Genomic DNA, 15876 nt, shown 5'->3' on the forward strand with positions numbered 1-15876 from the left:
GCGGCCCAGATTCTTCGTTGCCGGATCACTCGGTTCCCCTCGCCAACTGGCCGACGGCCGGGGTCGGCCCGCCGCCCTTGTAGGTGACCCGCCACAGGGCCGACTTGGAGTCCGAGGTGAAGAAGCCGCGGCCGTAGTCGAGGACGTACAGCGCACCGTCCGGACCGAACTTCCAGTCCATGAGGTTCCTGATGCCGTCGTTGCCGACCGGCACGATCTTCTTCAGCGACTCCGAGTGCACCGGCAGACCGCCGCCGCCTTGCGTCTTCGGGTCCATGAGCACCGCGTTGCGCGGCTGGTCGGCGTCGTAGAAGTCACCGACGAACCACTTGCCGTCCCAGTACGCCGGCCACTTGACGGCACTGTCCGCCGCGACCGTGTCGTACCGGTAGACCGGCCCGTTCATCGCGGCCTGCCCGCCGCCCTTGAGCCAGGGCAGCCGGTACGTCGCCTCCTCCGGTTTGTACGACGGGACGCCGTTCGCGTCCCGCGGGTAGTCCGGCGCGCCGCCCTGCGGCGAGTACCAGATGTTGTTGCCGGTGACCGGCGGCAGGTTGACCAGCCCGTCGTTGTTCGGCGACTCGTTCTTAGGACGGTCGCAGTCGTACCAGCCGAGCGGCTGGGACGGGTCCGGCAGATTGCGGTCCCGGTAGGGCTGCTTGTTGCCCATGCAGTACGGCCAGCCCCGGTTGCCCGCCTCGGTGATGGCGGCGAACGTGTCGTACTTGGCCGGACCCCAGGTCGTCGAGGGCGCGCTCGCGTCCGGGCCGACCCAGCCCGCGTAGAGGACGTCGGTCGACTTGTCGACGAAGATACGGGCGGGGTTCCTGACCCCCATCACATAGATCTCGCCGCGGGTCTTGCCGCCGCCCTCGTCGGTCTCCTTCCCGGTGAAGAGGTTGCCCTCGGGGAGCGTGTACGTCCCGTCCGGCTCCGGGTGGATGCGCAGGATCTTGCCGTTGAGGTTGTTGGTGTTGCCGGCCGTGCGGCGCGCGTCCGCGAAGGAGACGCCCTTGTAGTTCGGCTGCGGGTTGTTGCCCGAGTAACCGCCGCTGAACCCGCTGGAGTTGTTGTCCCCGGTGGCGATGTACAGGTTGCCCTTGGAGTCCCAGGCCATCCCGCCGCCCGAATGGCAGCAACTGTGGATCTGCACCGGCCACTTCAGCAGCACCTTCTCGCTGCTCAGGTCCAGTTTGTTCGTGGCCTGGTCGAGCGTGAAGCGGGAGACGCGCCGCTCGGCCATCCGCGTGTCGCGGTTGATCTGGCTGTGGGGCGTGTAGTGCAGATACACCCAGCCGTTCTGCTCGAACTCCGGGTCCAGCTCGATCCCGAGCAGCCCCTCCTCGACCTTGACCAGCTCGTCGCCGCCGCCCTTGTTGCCGAAGACGGTCAGCGCACCGGCCAGGGTCACCTGCTTGGTCTTCGGGTCGTAGACGTGGATCTCGCCCTTGCCCTTGCCGATGTCGGGGTTGTTCCAGTCGGTGACCACGGGCTGCGAGGAGTCGGCGCCGCCCCGGCCGATGTAGAACACCCGGCCGTCGGGCGCGGTGACCAGCCCGTGCGGCTCGCCGATCTGGTCGTTCTGCCCAGGCTGGTTGGGCTTGGTCAGCCGCTCCGCCGCGTAGTTGGCGTTGATGGTCGCCTTGCAGTCGGCCTGCTCCAGCCGGGTCGTCCACATCAGCGCACCGCGCAGATGGGCACGGAAGTCGGTCTCGTCGTACGACGACACCGTGCCGCCCATGCCGGTGTAGAAGGAGCGGCCGCCGTCGTAGTCACGGCACCAACTGACCGGATGATCCCAGCCGTTGGCGCCCGTCCCCGGCTGGTAGGTCGACTCCCGGACCCGGGCCACCGTATGGACGTCACCCGAGGGGTTCTTCACCCAGTTCAGCCACTTGTCGGGGCGCTTCCACTGCACCGGCACGTCCTTGGTGGCCGGGTGCCGGCGGTCCCCCACCTCGACGGTCGCACGCTGCCCGGCCGCGGGGCTCGACGCGGCCGGGCGGGCGCCCACCAGTCCGGTGAACCAGTCCGAGTACGGCTCCGCGCGCGCCGCGTCATGGATGCCGACGAACCCGCCGCCGGCCTCCATGTACGCCTCCAGGCCCGCCTCCTGCTCCGCGTCGAGGACGTCGCCCCCGCCGGTCAGGAACACGATCGCGTTGAAGCGGCCGAGTTTCGTCTCGTCGGTGAACACCGTGGCGTCGTCGGTGGCTTGGACCTTGAAGCGGCGGTTCGCCGGTCCCGACAGCCCGATGTCCTCGATGGCCTCGATCCCGGCGTTCACCACCGGTGACTCCTCCCCGGCCGCGGAACCGTGGAAGATCAGCACTCGTACGTTCGCGCCGCCCGGGGGCGACTTGATCGACATCGTTGTCAGCGATGGCTCCGGATGCGGGCGCGCGCTCGCCGCTGGCCCGGACAGGAGTCCGGCGGTCACGGCTGCGGCGGCCATCGAGGCCGCCCAGACACGTCTTCCCTTGCTCAACCCTCGTAAGTGCATGGGCACCTCCTCGGTCACAGCAACACCGCCAAGGAAGCTAAACCCCTTTGCATGTCTCGCCAATACCTATGACCGGGACGGGCCCAACTTTGTCTTGAGTGTGGATAAACAGGAGAGTGGCCGGTACCGTCTCACGGGTTCATCACAGGTACGTCTCCGTAAAAGCCTTACCAGGGTGGGGAGTTCCGCATGGACAGACGCAGCTTCAACCGGCGCGTACTGCTGGGCGGCGCAGCCGTCGCGACATCGTTGTCCATGGCGCCGGAGGCCATCAGCGCGGACGGACCGGCGAAGACGGCACCGGCCGGGGGCGAGGTGAGACGCATCAAGCTGTACGCGGAGAAGCTCGCCGACGGACAGATGGGCTACGGCCTGGAGAAGGGCAAGGCGACCGTCCCCGGCCCGCTCATCGAGCTCAACGAGGGCGACACGCTGCACGTCGAGTTCGAGAACACCATGGACGTGGCGGTGAGCCTGCACGTCCACGGCCTGGACTACGAGATCACCAGCGACGGCACGAAGCTGAACCGGAGCCACGTCGAGCCGGGCGGCACCCGCACCTACACCTGGCGCACCCACGCCCCCGGCCGCCGGCGGGACGGCACCTGGCGGGCGGGCAGCGCGGGTTACTGGCACTACCACGACCACGTCGTCGGCACGGACCACGGCACGCAGGGGCTCCAGAAGGGCCTCTACGGCCCGGTCATCGTCCGCCGCAAGGGCGACGTCCTGCCGGACCGCACGCACACGGTCGTCTTCAACGACATGCTCATCAACAACAGGCCGCCGCATTCCGGGCCGAACTTCGAGGCCACCGTGGGGGATCGCGTCGAGTTCATCGTGATCACGCACGGCGAGTTCTACCACACGTTCCATATGCACGGTCACCGCTGGGCGGACAACCGCACCGGCATGCTGACCGGCCCCGACGACCCCAGCCAGGTCATCGACAACAAGATCACGGGCCCGGCCGACTCGTTCGGATTCCAGGTGATCGCGGGGGAGGGGGTCGGCGCCGGCGCCTGGATGTACCACTGCCATGTGCAGAGCCACTCCGACATGGGGATGGTGGGACTGTTCCTGGTGAAGAAGCCGGACGGGACGATTCCGGGCTACGACCCGCACGAGCACGGCCAGGAGCCGCCGGGGGGCGGCCACGAACACTGACGGGCGCGTGCGCATGGGCGCTCTCCGGCAAGCGGGAGAGCGCTCTCACCACAGTCCGCCACCGGGGCTATCCTGATCCGCAACCGCAGGTGAGGAGCCCCCGAAGTGACCGACACAGCGCCGCGTCCCACCCTGGAGGCCGTGGCCGCCCGGGCCGGTGTCTCGCGGGCCACCGTCTCGCGCGTGGTCAACGGCGGCGACGGGGTGAGGGACATCCTCGCCGAGAGGGTCCGCAAGGCGGTGGAGGAGCTCGGGTACGTGCCCAACCAGGCGGCCCGCAGCCTGGTGACCCGGCGGCACGACGCCATCGCGGTCGTCGTCGCCGAACCGGAGACCCGCGTGTTCGCCGACCCGTTCTTCGCGCTCCAGCTGCGCGGGATCAGCAAGGAACTCACGGCCCACGACAACCAGCTCGTGCTGCTGCTCACGGAGGGCCGGGACGACCACGCCCGGGTCGGCCGGTACCTCGCCGGCGGGCATGTCGACGGGGCCCTCGTCTTCTCCCTGCACCTCGACGACCCGCTGCCGGAGCTGATCCAGCGGGCCGGCGTCCCCACCGTCTTCGGCGGGCGGCCCGGCTGGAGCGGAGACCGGGGCGGCGTGGTGTACGTCGACAGCGACAACCGCGGCGGCGCCCGCGACGCCGTCCGCCACCTGGCCGGCCTCGGCCGCAGCCGGATCGCGCACATCACCGGCGCCCTCGACCAGACGTCCGCCGTCGACCGGCTCGACGGCTACCGGGACGTCATGGTGGACGCCGACCCACGACTGATCGCCGAGGCCGACTTCACCCCGGCCGGCGGCGAGCGGGCGATGCGCGAGCTCCTCGACCGCTGCCCGGACGTGGACGCGGTGTTCGCCGCCAACGACCTCACCGCCGCGGGGGCGCTGCGCGTACTGCGCGAGGCCGGACGGCGTGTCCCCGACGACGTCGCCGTGATCGGCTTCGACGACATGCTGCCCGTCGCGGAACAAACCGACCCGCCTCTCACGACGGTCCGCCAGGACATCGAGGAGATGGGCCGCCTGATGGCCCGCCTGCTGCTGCGGAGGCTCGACCGCGGCACTCCGCGGGAGGGCGTGGACGGCACGCCCTCCAGTGTGGTCCTGCCGACGACGCTGGTGCGGCGGGCGTCCGCTTAGGACGTCTGATGGATCTCCGTGGAGGAAGGACCGGTGTTCGGTGCGTGCTCTCGGCGTGCCGGGCGTCGCGACGCCGCGGAGATCCATCAGACGCTCGCTGGTCCGGCCCACGTGCCTCAGCCCGGCTGCGGCTCGCTGCGGATCACCGCGAAACGCGCCCCGTACGGGTCCGTGAACTTGGCGACGCGGCCGACGTCCGGCAGGTCCGTGGCGGGCATGCGGACCGTGCCGCCCAGTTCCCGGGCCTTGGCGACGGTGGCGTCCGTGTCGGTGACCTCGAAGTACGGCAGCCAGTGCGCCTCCTCCTCGGCCGGATCCTCGGCCAGCGGGACGATGCCGCCGAACATGGCGTCCTCGCCCTCTCCGGCCGGGGCGATGGTGGTGTAGGTGCCGCCGGGGAAGTCGACGCCGTAGGTCTCCAGGCCGAGCACGGAGTGGTAGAAGGCGGCAGCGGCCGGGACGTCCGCCGTGTACAGCTCCAGCCAGCACAGCGAGCCGGGCTCCTGGACGACGTCCAGCCCCTCGTTGCGGCCCGGCTGCCACAGACCGAAGGGCACCCCCGCCTGGTCGGCGAGGATCGCCATGCGGCCGAGGTCCTGCACGTCCATGGGCTGCATCCGCACCGAGCCGTGCGCCTGCCCGGCCGCCCGCGCCGTGGTGTCCGCGTCCGGGGCCTGGAAGTACACCGTCCAGGAGGGCGGGCCCTGCTCCGGGGTGGTCTGCATGCCGCCGGCGGCGGTCCTGCCGCCCAGCTGGAAGAAGCCGTAGCCCCCGACCTCGGGCCCGCCGGGCCGGAACTCCCAGCCGAACAGGCCGCCGTAGAAGGAGGCGGCGCCGTCGATGTCGGGGGTGCCGAGATCGATCCAGTTCGGAGCGCCGGTGACATAACGGGTGGTGAGCATGATCGCCCTCCTCGCGCAGGGGCCCGTCCGTCTGCTCTGCCGAGTCTCGCACCGCCCACTGACAACCGCCGCCGGAGCGCCGCGGGGGTGTGGTTTTCGAGGTTTCCGATGTTTCCGCGCGCCGCCGTGCGTCGGCTCGTCCGGCGGGCGACCATCGAGGCGGCCGGTGGCCTGTGAACGCGGTGTTGATCCCGCGTTGATCGAACGTTTTGCGCCGACCGCGACGCTCGGGCCATGCACATCGACACGATCACCTCGCCCGAACTCGCCTGGCAGCAGGAGGCGCTGTGCGCGCAGACCGGTGCGGACTTCTTCTTTCCCGAGCCGGGCAGCTCGGTCCGCGAGGCGAAGCGGATCTGCGGTATGTGTCCCATCCGCACGGCCTGCCTCGAGTACGCGATCGACAACGACGAGCGCTTCGGCGTCTGGGGCGGCCTGTCGGAGAAGGAGCGGCTGGAGCTGCGGCGTACGTCGCGGTAGCCGCAGGGTGCCGGCCTCCCGGCGGGAGCGGGGACGGTCTCCCGCCCGCCGGGCGCCTGGGTGGGTGAGGTCTCGCCGAGGTGACCGTCCGGCACCCACCGCCGAGCGAACCGGTGTTGTCGAGACCCCCGTTGAGCCGGCCGCTCGGGTCGACGGCGCCCGCGGGGAAAACAGTCGTCCGCGTCGTAGCCGAACTCCGGCTGGAACGTCTCCTGCTCAGGGCCACCGTCGCCCATGCAGGGCAGATGCTGCAGCAGGGCGGCGTGGGCGCTGCACCTGTTTTCCCCCGGTCGGCGCGGAAATGTTCCCGCGGGCGTCATGATCCGCATCTTCGGCGTTGCCGGTCGTTCACGCGTGAGGCCCCGACCGCTCGCGGCGGTCGGGGCCTCACGGGGGTATGTGCCGGGTCGGCCGTCAGGCGCCGGCCCGGGCCGCCATGCGGGCCTTGCGCGCGGCCAGCTTCTCGTCGAACTTCGTCGCCTCGCTGTCCAGGCCGCCCAGGTACAGGCCGAGTTCCTCCTGCGCCTTGCGTCCCTCGGCGCCCAGCCCGTCGATCTCCATGACCTTCAGGAAGCGCAGCACGGGCTGGAGCACGTCGTCGTGGTGGATGCGCAGGTTGTAGACCTCGCCGATCGCCATCTGCGCGGCGGCGCGCTCGAAGCCGGGGATGCCGTGGCCGGGCATCCGGAAGTTCACGACCACGTCCCGCACAGCCTGCATGGTCAGGTCGGGGGCGAGTTCGAACGCCGACTTGAGGAGGTTGCGGTAGAAGACCATGTGCAGGTTCTCGTCGGTCGCGATGCGGGCCAGCATACGGTCGCAGACCGGGTCGCCGGACTGGTGGCCGGTGTTGCGGTGCGAGATGCGGGTGGCCAGCTCCTGGAAGGCGACGTAGGCGATCGAGTGCAGCATCGAGTGCCGGTTGTCCGACTCGAAGCCCTCGCTCATGTGCGACATGCGGAACTGTTCCAGCTTGTCCGGGTCGACCGCGCGCGAGGTGAGCAGGTAGTCCCGCATCACGATGCCGTGCCGGCCCTCCTCGGCCGTCCAGCGGTGCACCCAGGTGCCCCAGGCGCCGTCGCGGCCGAAGAGCGAGGCGATCTCGTGGTGGTAGCTGGGCAGGTTGTCCTCGGTCAGCAGGTTCACGACGAGCGCGATGCGGCCGATCTCGGTGACCTTCGACTGCTCCTTGTCCCAGGCCTCGCCGTCCTCGAACAGACCGGGGAAGTTGCGCCCGTCGCTCCAGGGCACGTACTCGTGCGGCATCCAGTCCTTGGCGACCTGCAGATGCCGGTTGAGCTCCTTCTCGACCACTTCCTCCAGTGCGTACAGCAGCTGAGCGTCGGTCCAGGCGCCGGCGGGGCTGCCGAGGTGGGGAGTGGTGATCGTCATGGACTCTCCAGGGGGACATGCGTACGAGCGATGAGCGGTAACCTACGGCATCGTAGGCTACGTATCCGTAGGTTACGATGCCGTAGGTTAAGAGCGCTGTAAAGGCCGCTGATCAGCGGTGTCGCCCGTACGCGCGCCACCGCCCCCGGATCCGCAGGTCGAGGGGCCGCACAGGTACCGTGCCCGGCCTGTCAGGCGTACAGCCCCCGCAGCCGCACCGAGAGGCACGTCACACAGCCCTCGAGCTTCTCGAACTCGCTGATGTCCACGACGACCGGTTCGTACCCCAGGTCCGCGAAGAGCTCCGCGGTCTTCGGCGCGCTCGCCGCCATCAGCAGTTTGTCACCGCCGAGCAGCACCACGTGCGAACCGGCCTCCTCCGGCACCGGCAGGAAGCGCGCGAACAGCGACGGCACGTCCATCTTCGGGATGTGCCCGATGACCGTCCCGTCCGGCAGCGCCGTGACCGCCGACTTCAGGTGCAGCACCTTGCTCACCGGCACGGCGACGACCCGCGCGCCCAGCGGCTCGAACGCGGCCCGCAGTTGCTGGACGCCGGCGGCGTTGGTGCGCCCGCCCCGGCCCACGTACACGGTGTCGCCGATCTTCAGTACGTCGCCGCCCTCCAGCGTGCCCGGCTCCCAGATCCAGTTCACCGAGCAGCCCAGACCGGCCACGGCCTCCTCGACCCCGGCGGTCTCCTCACGCCGGGACTCGGCGCCCGGGCGGGCGATCAGCGCCACGTTCTTGTACATCACGACCGTGTCCTCGACGAACACCGAGTCCGGGCAGTCGTCGGCCGGGTCCACCTCGACGGTTTCCCAACCGTGCGTGTGCAGGGCCTTCACGTACGCCCCCCACTGCTCGAGCGCGAGGTCGGCGTCGACCCTCTCCCGCTCGATGTGTGTCACCAGCCCTTCGGCAAGACGCGGGCTGGGGCGGCGGACGAGGGCCTTCTTGCTGGGCACGAGCGTGACTCCGTATCGGATGGGACGTGTCTGGACGGCGCCGACGGAGCCTCCGGGATCGGGCGGCCGGACCCATCGGGCGTCAGCCGACCATCATGCAGGGCGATGCCGGGACACGACACCCCCGGGGGAGGGGAGGAGGGAGCGGGGCGGCACCTGACCTGGGCGGGCAGCGGGGTGAGCACCGGCCTCCGCCCCGGCCGCCCGCCAGTCCGGCCTGCACCCGGCCCGGAGCGTCAGCGGGGTATTCGGGCGGCTGTAGATCCTGGCCGGATCTGGATTGGACCCGGGCGGTTCTTGGCCGGGTGTCGCAGTGGGGGGATTCGGGCGGGTGCTGCTTCGGGGCTGGTCTGTTGTCGGCCCGGGTGACATGTGGCCTGGGCGGTTTTTGGGCTGGCGTTTCAGTGGGGATTCTGGCGGTGCTGCTCCGGGCCCCTGTGCTGTTGGCCCCGGTTGCATCTGGCCTGGGCGGTTCTGGGGCCCGGCGCCTCAGTGGGCATTCGGGCGAGTGCCGATGCGGGGCCGGTCCGCCGCTGACCGTGGCGGCACCTGGTCCCGTCGGCTCCCGACCGGGGTCTCAGCGGAGCATCCGGGTGGGTGCCGGTTCCAGGCGCGGTCCGCTGCCGACACGGCCGGGCTCCGGGCCCGGGCCTGCATCCGGCCGGTCTGCACCCCGCAGGTCCCGTCCTCCGGGCGGACGACGGGACTCTGCGGACACCCTCCAGGCGCGCTGCCGCAGGCCGGCAGGGCCAAGTCCCGGTCACGCCTCGGGACCCGGCCGGGCGTCCGGGCCAAGCCGTCGCTGCCCCGGACTCAGCCCACCGGCTCGGCGCCCTCCGGGGCGCTTCGCTGTGCCGGTGTCGTCGTGGTGTCGGCACGCTCGGGTGTGTCGGGGCGGAGGCACTCGATCAGGTAGTCGCCGGTGTCGGGGTCGCGGACCACTCCGTGGGTCTCGCTGCCGAAGCCGGGGAAGCGGCGGTCGAAGGACTCCAGCGCGGTCAGGTACCGCAGCAGCGGGCCGTCCGCGGCGCCGGCGCTCTCGCCGGGCATCAGGACGGGGATGCCGGGCGGTGTGACGGTGACCATGGCGGCGGCGACCCGGCCGGGCGCGTCGGTCAGGCGGATCCGTTCCGTGCCGCCGCGGATCAGGCGCTGGTAGCACAGCTGGGGCGGGACGACGGGCTCCGGCAGCTGCCGGAAGGCGGTGTCGAGGAGCTCGACCAGGCGGAGCTCGCGCAGATGGTCGTGCATGTCCTGGCACAGCTCGCGCAGGGTCAGCCCGGCGTAGCGCCGCGGGTGCTCGGCGACCCGCGCGGGCAGCACCCGGTCGAGGGGGGCGTCACCGTCGTAGAGGTCCTTGAAGTCCATCAGGGCGTCCAGCAGTGTGCCCCACTTGCCCTTGGTGATGCCCATGGAGAACAGCACCAGCGTGGTGTAGCTGTCGGTCTTCTCCACGACGATGCCCCGCGTCCCCAGATACGCGGTGAGCACCCGCGCGGGGATGCCCCAGTCGGACACCTCACCCGTGGCGCCGATCCCCGGGCAGGTCAGGGTGACCTTGATCGGGTCGAGCATGCAGTAGCCGTCGGTCAGCCCGGGGAAGCCGTGCCAGTCCGCGCCGGGCTCCAGGTGCCAGCAGGACGGCTCGGTCCGCAGCAGGTCCGCCGGAGCCTCGTCGAAGGGCAGGCGCGCCCCGCTCTCCGGGTCGGTCACCTCACCCGGCTGCCACACGCCGAAGAACCAGGGCGGCCGGTCCCCGGCGGCCTCGATCCGCCGCCCGATGCGCACCATTTCCTGCCGGAACCGCACCGCCTCGGTCATGGCCTCGTCGAGCAGCCAGTGCCCCTGCGGACCGTCCATCATCGCCGTGGCCACGTCGAGCGAGGCGATCATCGGGTACAGCGGCGACGTGGTGCCGTGCATCATCAGCGCCTCGTTGAACCGCTCGTGCTCCACCGGCGCCCGGGGCGCGGGCCTCACGTGCACCATGGCGCTCTGCGACAGCGCCGCCAGCAGCTTGTGCGTGGACTGGGTCGCGAAGACCGTCGGTCGGTCGGGCCCGGGGAAGCTCTCCTCGTCCACCGACATGCCGTAGCGCCCGGCGTACAGCGGGTGGAAGCGGGCGTAGGCGAACCACGCCTCGTCGAAGTGCACCCGGGGAGTACCGGTGGCGAGGGCCCGGGCCGCCGCGACCGCGTCGTAACACAGCCCGTCGTACGTGGAGTTGGTGAACACCGCGTACTGCGCGCGCGATGACACGGCGTCCCTCGTCAGCGGGCTCGCGGCGATCCGCGCCGCCACCGAGTCCGCCGCGATCTCGGCCGGCGGCAGCGGTCCCGCGAGGCCGTAGCCGTTGCGGGTGGGGACCAGGTACACCGGCAGGGCGCCGGAGACGACCAGGCCGTGCAGGACCGACTTGTGGCAGTTGCGGTCCACCAGGGCGATCTCGTCGCGGGTCACGCTGAAGTGGCCGACCACCCGGTTGCAGGTGGAGTCGCCGTGCAGCACGAAGTACGTGTGGTCGGAGCCGAAGACCCGTGCGGCGTTGCGCTCGGCCTCGCCGATCGGCCCGGTGTGCTCGAACAGCGAGCCGAGCTCCTCGACCGAGATCGACAGGTCGCTGCGCAGCAGCCGCTCCCCGAAGTAGTCGTGGAACGCCCGGCCCACGGGCGACTTCAGGAAGGCGACACCGCCCGAGTGCGCGGGCGTGTGCCACGAGTACTCGTGCGCGTCGTCGAAGCGGCGCAGCGCCTTGAAGAACGGCGGCAGCAGGGCGTCCTGGTAGCCGAGCGCGGCGGTGGTGATCCGCCCCGCGATGAACGCCGGAGTGTCCTCCAGCGGCCACACGTAGCCCACCACCGACTGCGACACCCACAACGGCAGGTCGCGCAGCCCCTCGTCCGCCATGACCAGGAACACCGGAAGGTTCTGGAAGCGGCGCCCGATCCGCCGCAGCACCGCCGCACCGCCCGGTTCGCCGTCGGCCCCCGGCCCGGGCGGAAGATCCCAGGCGACCACCGCGGCGGCGAGACCGGCCTCGGTCCTGAGCACCGCCTCGGCGTCGGCGACGCTCAGCACCCATCGGACCTGTAAGCCGCGCCCGCGGATCGCCTCGGCGATCCTCGCCAGCTGCCCGGCGGCCGCGCCCCCGCCCTCCGGACCCTCCGCCACCGCCACCAGAACCGTGCTGTCGGCCATGTGGCCCCCCTCCCGTTGGCCCCGCGCCACCCCCACACCCCAGTCTTCGCGAGCCCGCACGTGTGATCGGTGGGCGGGAGCGCCAAACCACCCCATCGGTCCACGGCACGGATCGCATGTTGACGTGTCAACGCCCGCGCACCCGGCATCCCGTCGGAGTACCTGATCAACCGTCTTGCAGATGATTCACCTGGTCGCGGCCCATGCCGATCTTCCGAGGCGTCGTTAGGCGAAGTGATCCCGGCCGGACCGGCCGGGACCGATCCAGTGGAAGGAACCGACAGAGATGTACGGCACGCGACGTATCGCGGTAGTGGCCTCGATCGTGGGGATGCTGATGGCTGTTCCCGCCGGCATGGCCACGGCCCAGGCCGGGGACGGCGACGCGGGGGCGGGCGGTGTGCTGTCCAACCTCTCCGGCAGGAACTCCTCCGGCCACGCCAACCTCTGCGGCACCGGCAAGGTGGCGCTGTTCAAGGACCGCACCTGTGTGACCGAGGACGACGGCAAGGGCGGCGGCGACCAGGCGGGCCCGAGCGGCGGTGTCCTGTCCAACCTGCTCTTCGCCCGGAACGCCTCGGGCCACAGCAACAACTGCGGCAACGAGACGGTGGCGGTGTTCAGCGAGACCACCTGCGTGACCAAGGACCGTTCCGGCCACTGACGGCCGCACCGATTCAGTGAGGAGAGGGGCCTCGATGCCGTCAAGTTCCTTGTGTGTGGGCGTCGTAGCACCACTGACGGGTCGACTGGCCCCTCTCGGGTCACCGTTGTCCTATGTGCTGCGCAGGCTCGCGCCCCTGCTCGCGCACGTCCGCAACGGCGGCCGCCGCCACGACGTGACCGTCGCCGTACGCGACAGCCGCTCGGATCCCGACGCGGCCCGGCAGGCCGTACGGGACCTGGCCGACGCCGACGGGGCGAACCTCGTGCTCACCATGGCCGGGACCCGGGTGCTGCCCGCCGTCACCGACGCCTGCGAAGAGGCCCGGGTCCCCTGTGTGTCGACCACGTTCCCGTGGCAGGCGTACGTCGACGCGCGCGGTGCCGAGCCCGGGCACCGCTTCCGGTGGACGTACCACTTCGCTTGGGGACTGGACGACATCGCCGCCGTCTTCGCCGACCTGTGGGAGCGCGTCGACGACGCAGGCGCCGTCGGCTGCCTGTGGAACGACGACCTGCAGGGCCGGCTGCTGCGCCACGACCGGTACGGCTTCGCCCCGGTGACGTCCGCGCGCGGGCACACCCTGGTCGACCTCGGCGCCTACCGGGAACCGGCCGACGGCTTCCGCACACAGGTCGGGCGGCTGCGGGAGCACGGTGCCGGCCTCGTCACCAGCGCCGCCACCGCCACCGACCTGGCCCTCTTCCACCGCCAGGCCCGCCAGGCGGGGCTGCGTCCGCGGCTGATCACCTGCTCGCGCTGGCTGACCTACCCGCACACCCACACCACCCCCGCCCCCGACGTCCACGGCGAGCTCGCCGACGCGCGCGTGGCCACCCTCGTCTACTGGAGCCCCGGCCACCCCTACCGCTCCAGCCTGGACGGCACCACCTGCGCCGAACTCGCCCACGCCTACCGGCAGGACACCGGCGCCGCCTGGCTCCAGCCCCTCGGCCTCGCCCACGCCCTCGTGGAGACCGCCCACCACGCCCTCGCCGTCGCGGCCGATCCCACCGACCGGGCGTCCGTCGCGCAGGCCCTCGCCGGCACGACCCTCGACACCATCGCCGGCACCCTCGACTGGACCGGGGGACCGACCCCCAACATCGCCCTGCTGCCCCTGGTCGGCGGGCAGTGGCAGCACGGCCCGGGCGGTCCGCGCCTCGCCGTCGTCAGCAACTCGGCGCTCCCGGGCGTCGCGCTCACCGGGGAGCTCACCCCGGCACGGTGACGGCCGACGCCGCCACCGCCCGCCGCAGGTGCTCCTCGGTGCATGCGCTGCCGCTCGCCGCCGGAGAGCGTGGAGAGGGGCTGGCCGAGCGTCAGATACGTCAGTCCGACGTCCCGCAGGGCGCGCAGCCGGCGCCGTACGCCCGTGTCGTCGAAGAAGCCGAGCGCCTGTTCGGCCGTCATCTGAAGGACGTCGGCGATGGAGCTGCCCCGCACGGTCAGCCGCAGCACCTCCTCCATGAAGCGCCGCCCCTCGCAGTCGTGGCAGGTCGTCGTCACCGGGTCCATGAAGGCGAGGTCGGTGTAGATGGTGCCCCGGCCCTCGCAGGTGCCGCAGGCGCCGCTGGAGTTGAAGCTGAACAAGCCCGCCTCGGCCCCCGTCTCGCGGGCGAAGATCTTCCGGGTCGTCTCATTTACAGACACCCCCGGATGGCGGACTTAGTCGTCGGAAGGAGCATCGTCCGCAACTATCAGGTCAGTTTCTTTGATCTGTCGTATTTCATGCGAGATAACTGAACATCGGCGATCAACTGCACGTGAACATGAGCATGGAACCCCCCAGAGCCACCTCCACCCCTCCTGCACTGGAACGATTACCCTCCGCGCCGTCACGATTACCCGTATCCGTCGCGCCGGTCGGCCCGTCGCGGTTGGGCTGGCTGGACGCGTTGCGCGGTATCGCGGCACTCGTCGTGGTGTTCGACCACTCGTCATACGCCTTCATGGCGGAGTTCCGTCGGGAGTTGATGCCGCAGTTCAACACCAGCCGGTACGGCATCATGGTGTTCTTCCTGGTCAGCGGCTACATCATTCCCGCGTCCCTCGAACGCCGGGGCTGTGTTCGGACTTTCTGGATCGGGCGATTATTCCGTGTGTACCCGCTGTGGGCGGCTGTCGTCACCGCGGTCCTCGTCCTCAACCTGGCAGGCATCGCGGAGATTCGTGACTTCGATGGTCAGAGCGCTGCCACGGTCGCCGTAGCCCATGTCACCCTGCTCCAGGAGTTGCTGGGGACACCCAACCTCCTTCTTGTCCTGTGGACGCTCTCCTATGAGATGGCCTTCTATCTGCTGGTCGTTGCTCTCTTCACGGTCCGCCTTCACCAGCGGTCGGCAGCGACGGCAGTCACCCTGGCCGTGCTCGCCGCCGTGAGCGTGATGGCAGGGAGCGTGCTGCCGGCCTCTGCCCTCTCCGGCACGGTCGGCGCCGGCCCGCTGGTCGCGCTTGCTTCGATCGTCATGGTGGTCGCCATCTGTTGTGCGAGCGCCGGGTCACCCGCGCTTCGCGTGTTCGGCGGCGTGCTGGGCGGGGTACTGGCACTCGTCGTGGTCCCGTTCAACGGCACCGTCCCCCTGTGGGAGGGGCTGGTGATCCTCGCCGTGATGTTCCTCGGCACCGCCGTCTACCGGGCCGAACACGGTCAGGGCGCCCGGCGGTACGCGGCGTGCGCCGCCGCCGTGGTGGTCGCCTGCGCCATGGGGAGCGCGTACTGGTACGGCGACGGATCGCATTTCACGCGACGCGGTTGGATCGTGGCATTCCTGCTGGCCGTGCTCACCTTCGGTGCCGGACTGGCGTTCCGCCGCCGACGGATACCGCGCTGGGTGACCGGGCTGGGAACGATCAGTTACTCGGTCTACCTGGTTCATCCGGTGCTGCTGGCGGTAACCGACGGCACGATCGGCCGGTGGCGGCGCGACAATCTCGTGCTGCAAGTGGCTTTCTGTGCCGTGCTGTTGCCGCTGTGCTTGCTGACCCACCGTTACATCGAAGCGCCGGGCCAGACATGGGGCCGGAAGCTGGCACGCCGCTCCCGGCCTTGACATCGGCAGGGCCGGGGGACGACTCCGCACAAACCGGCCGGGCGGAACCGGCGCCCTTGCGCCTGATCTCGTCCCCCCGTCCCCCGCGCTCCTGCCCTGCCAGCCCGAATCGCCATCGCTGTCCTCGGTTCAGAACCGGTACTCAGTTGCGCTGGTTCAGAGTCCGGGTCAAGTTCCGGTCAGCGGTCCGGGCGGCATCGAGATCGGCCTGAATTTCTTCCAGTTGCGTCTTCGGCTCGACGTTCTGTTGTTCCACCCCGGTGATTTTTCGCCGGACCTCATCGACGTCGGTTGGGGCGCCGAGCCCCGACTCCTGCCAGACTCAAGAGCAGCGCCATGCCCCGGATCATGTTCTGCAGGCCGGACGCGACGGACTTGCCCCGTCGCCGCGGAAGCTCGAGAACCG

At 70.6% G+C, this 15876-nt stretch carries 11 protein-coding genes and 1 pseudogene; 6 read left to right on the forward strand and 6 right to left on the reverse strand.

Annotation, left to right across the window (positions count from 1 at the left end; translation table 11 throughout):
• Window positions 1-25: 25 nt before the first annotated feature.
• The gene (locus PV963_RS38530) at window positions 26-2503 is read right to left on the reverse strand and encodes a ThuA domain-containing protein (protein WP_274821078.1); all 2478 of its coding nucleotides are present in this window, start codon (window positions 2501-2503) and stop codon (window positions 26-28) included.
• Window positions 2504-2692: 189 nt separating this feature from the next.
• Here PV963_RS38530 and PV963_RS38535 point away from each other — a divergent pair, with 189 nt between their 5' ends.
• A complete protein-coding gene (locus tag PV963_RS38535) occupies window positions 2693-3670 on the forward strand; it encodes a multicopper oxidase domain-containing protein (RefSeq protein WP_274821079.1) in 978 nt (325 codons plus the stop codon).
• A 105-nt stretch (window positions 3671-3775) separates the two neighbouring features.
• A complete protein-coding gene (locus tag PV963_RS38540; RefSeq protein WP_274821080.1) occupies window positions 3776-4813 on the forward strand; it encodes a LacI family DNA-binding transcriptional regulator in 1038 nt (345 codons plus the stop codon).
• A 116-nt stretch (window positions 4814-4929) separates the two neighbouring features.
• Here the strand turns inward: PV963_RS38540 and PV963_RS38545 are convergent, their stop codons facing one another.
• Window positions 4930-5715, reverse strand: a complete 786-nt coding sequence (locus PV963_RS38545) for a VOC family protein (RefSeq protein WP_274821081.1) — start codon at window positions 5713-5715, stop codon at window positions 4930-4932.
• A 234-nt stretch (window positions 5716-5949) separates the two neighbouring features.
• Between PV963_RS38545 and PV963_RS38550 the strand changes: the two genes are divergently transcribed.
• Window positions 5950-6195 (forward strand): WhiB family transcriptional regulator, encoded by a 246-nt coding sequence (locus PV963_RS38550; protein ID WP_274821082.1) that lies wholly within the window; start codon window positions 5950-5952, stop codon window positions 6193-6195.
• A 414-nt stretch (window positions 6196-6609) separates the two neighbouring features.
• Here PV963_RS38550 and PV963_RS38555 read toward each other — a convergent pair whose 3' ends face one another.
• From PV963_RS38555 to PV963_RS38565, 3 genes are all read right to left on the reverse strand, one after another.
• The gene (locus tag PV963_RS38555) at window positions 6610-7587 is read right to left on the reverse strand and encodes an acyl-ACP desaturase (protein WP_274821083.1); all 978 of its coding nucleotides are present in this window, start codon (window positions 7585-7587) and stop codon (window positions 6610-6612) included.
• A 191-nt stretch (window positions 7588-7778) separates the two neighbouring features.
• Entirely contained in the window at window positions 7779-8555 is a 777-nt protein-coding gene (gene ddaH / locus PV963_RS38560; RefSeq protein ID WP_274821084.1) for a dimethylargininase, read from the reverse strand.
• An 813-nt stretch (window positions 8556-9368) separates the two neighbouring features.
• A complete protein-coding gene (locus PV963_RS38565) occupies window positions 9369-11753 on the reverse strand; it encodes an Orn/Lys/Arg decarboxylase N-terminal domain-containing protein (RefSeq protein ID WP_274821085.1) in 2385 nt (794 codons plus the stop codon).
• A gap of 286 nt (window positions 11754-12039) precedes the next feature.
• Here PV963_RS38565 and PV963_RS38570 point away from each other — a divergent pair, with 286 nt between their 5' ends.
• Window positions 12040-12417, forward strand: coding sequence for a hypothetical protein (locus PV963_RS38570; RefSeq protein ID WP_274821086.1), 378 nt, complete (start codon window positions 12040-12042; stop codon window positions 12415-12417).
• A 34-nt stretch (window positions 12418-12451) separates the two neighbouring features.
• Window positions 12452-13648, forward strand: coding sequence for an ABC transporter substrate-binding protein (locus PV963_RS38575; RefSeq protein WP_274821087.1), 1197 nt, complete (start codon window positions 12452-12454; stop codon window positions 13646-13648).
• Window positions 13649-13689: 41 nt separating this feature from the next.
• Here PV963_RS38575 and PV963_RS38580 read toward each other — a convergent pair.
• Window positions 13690-14055, reverse strand: a pseudogene (locus tag PV963_RS38580) (excinuclease ABC subunit UvrA); the annotation flags it as partial.
• Window positions 14056-14189: 134 nt separating this feature from the next.
• Here PV963_RS38580 and PV963_RS38585 point away from each other — a divergent pair.
• On the forward strand, window positions 14190-15470 hold the full coding sequence (locus PV963_RS38585; protein ID WP_274822246.1) for an acyltransferase family protein: 1281 nt from the start codon (window positions 14190-14192) through the stop codon (window positions 15468-15470).
• Window positions 15471-15876: the final 406 nt, after the last annotated feature.

Origin of the sequence: Streptomyces coeruleorubidus (assembly GCF_028885415.1) — a bacterium.
Classification (GTDB): Bacteria; Actinomycetota; Actinomycetes; order Streptomycetales; family Streptomycetaceae; genus Streptomyces; species Streptomyces coeruleorubidus_A.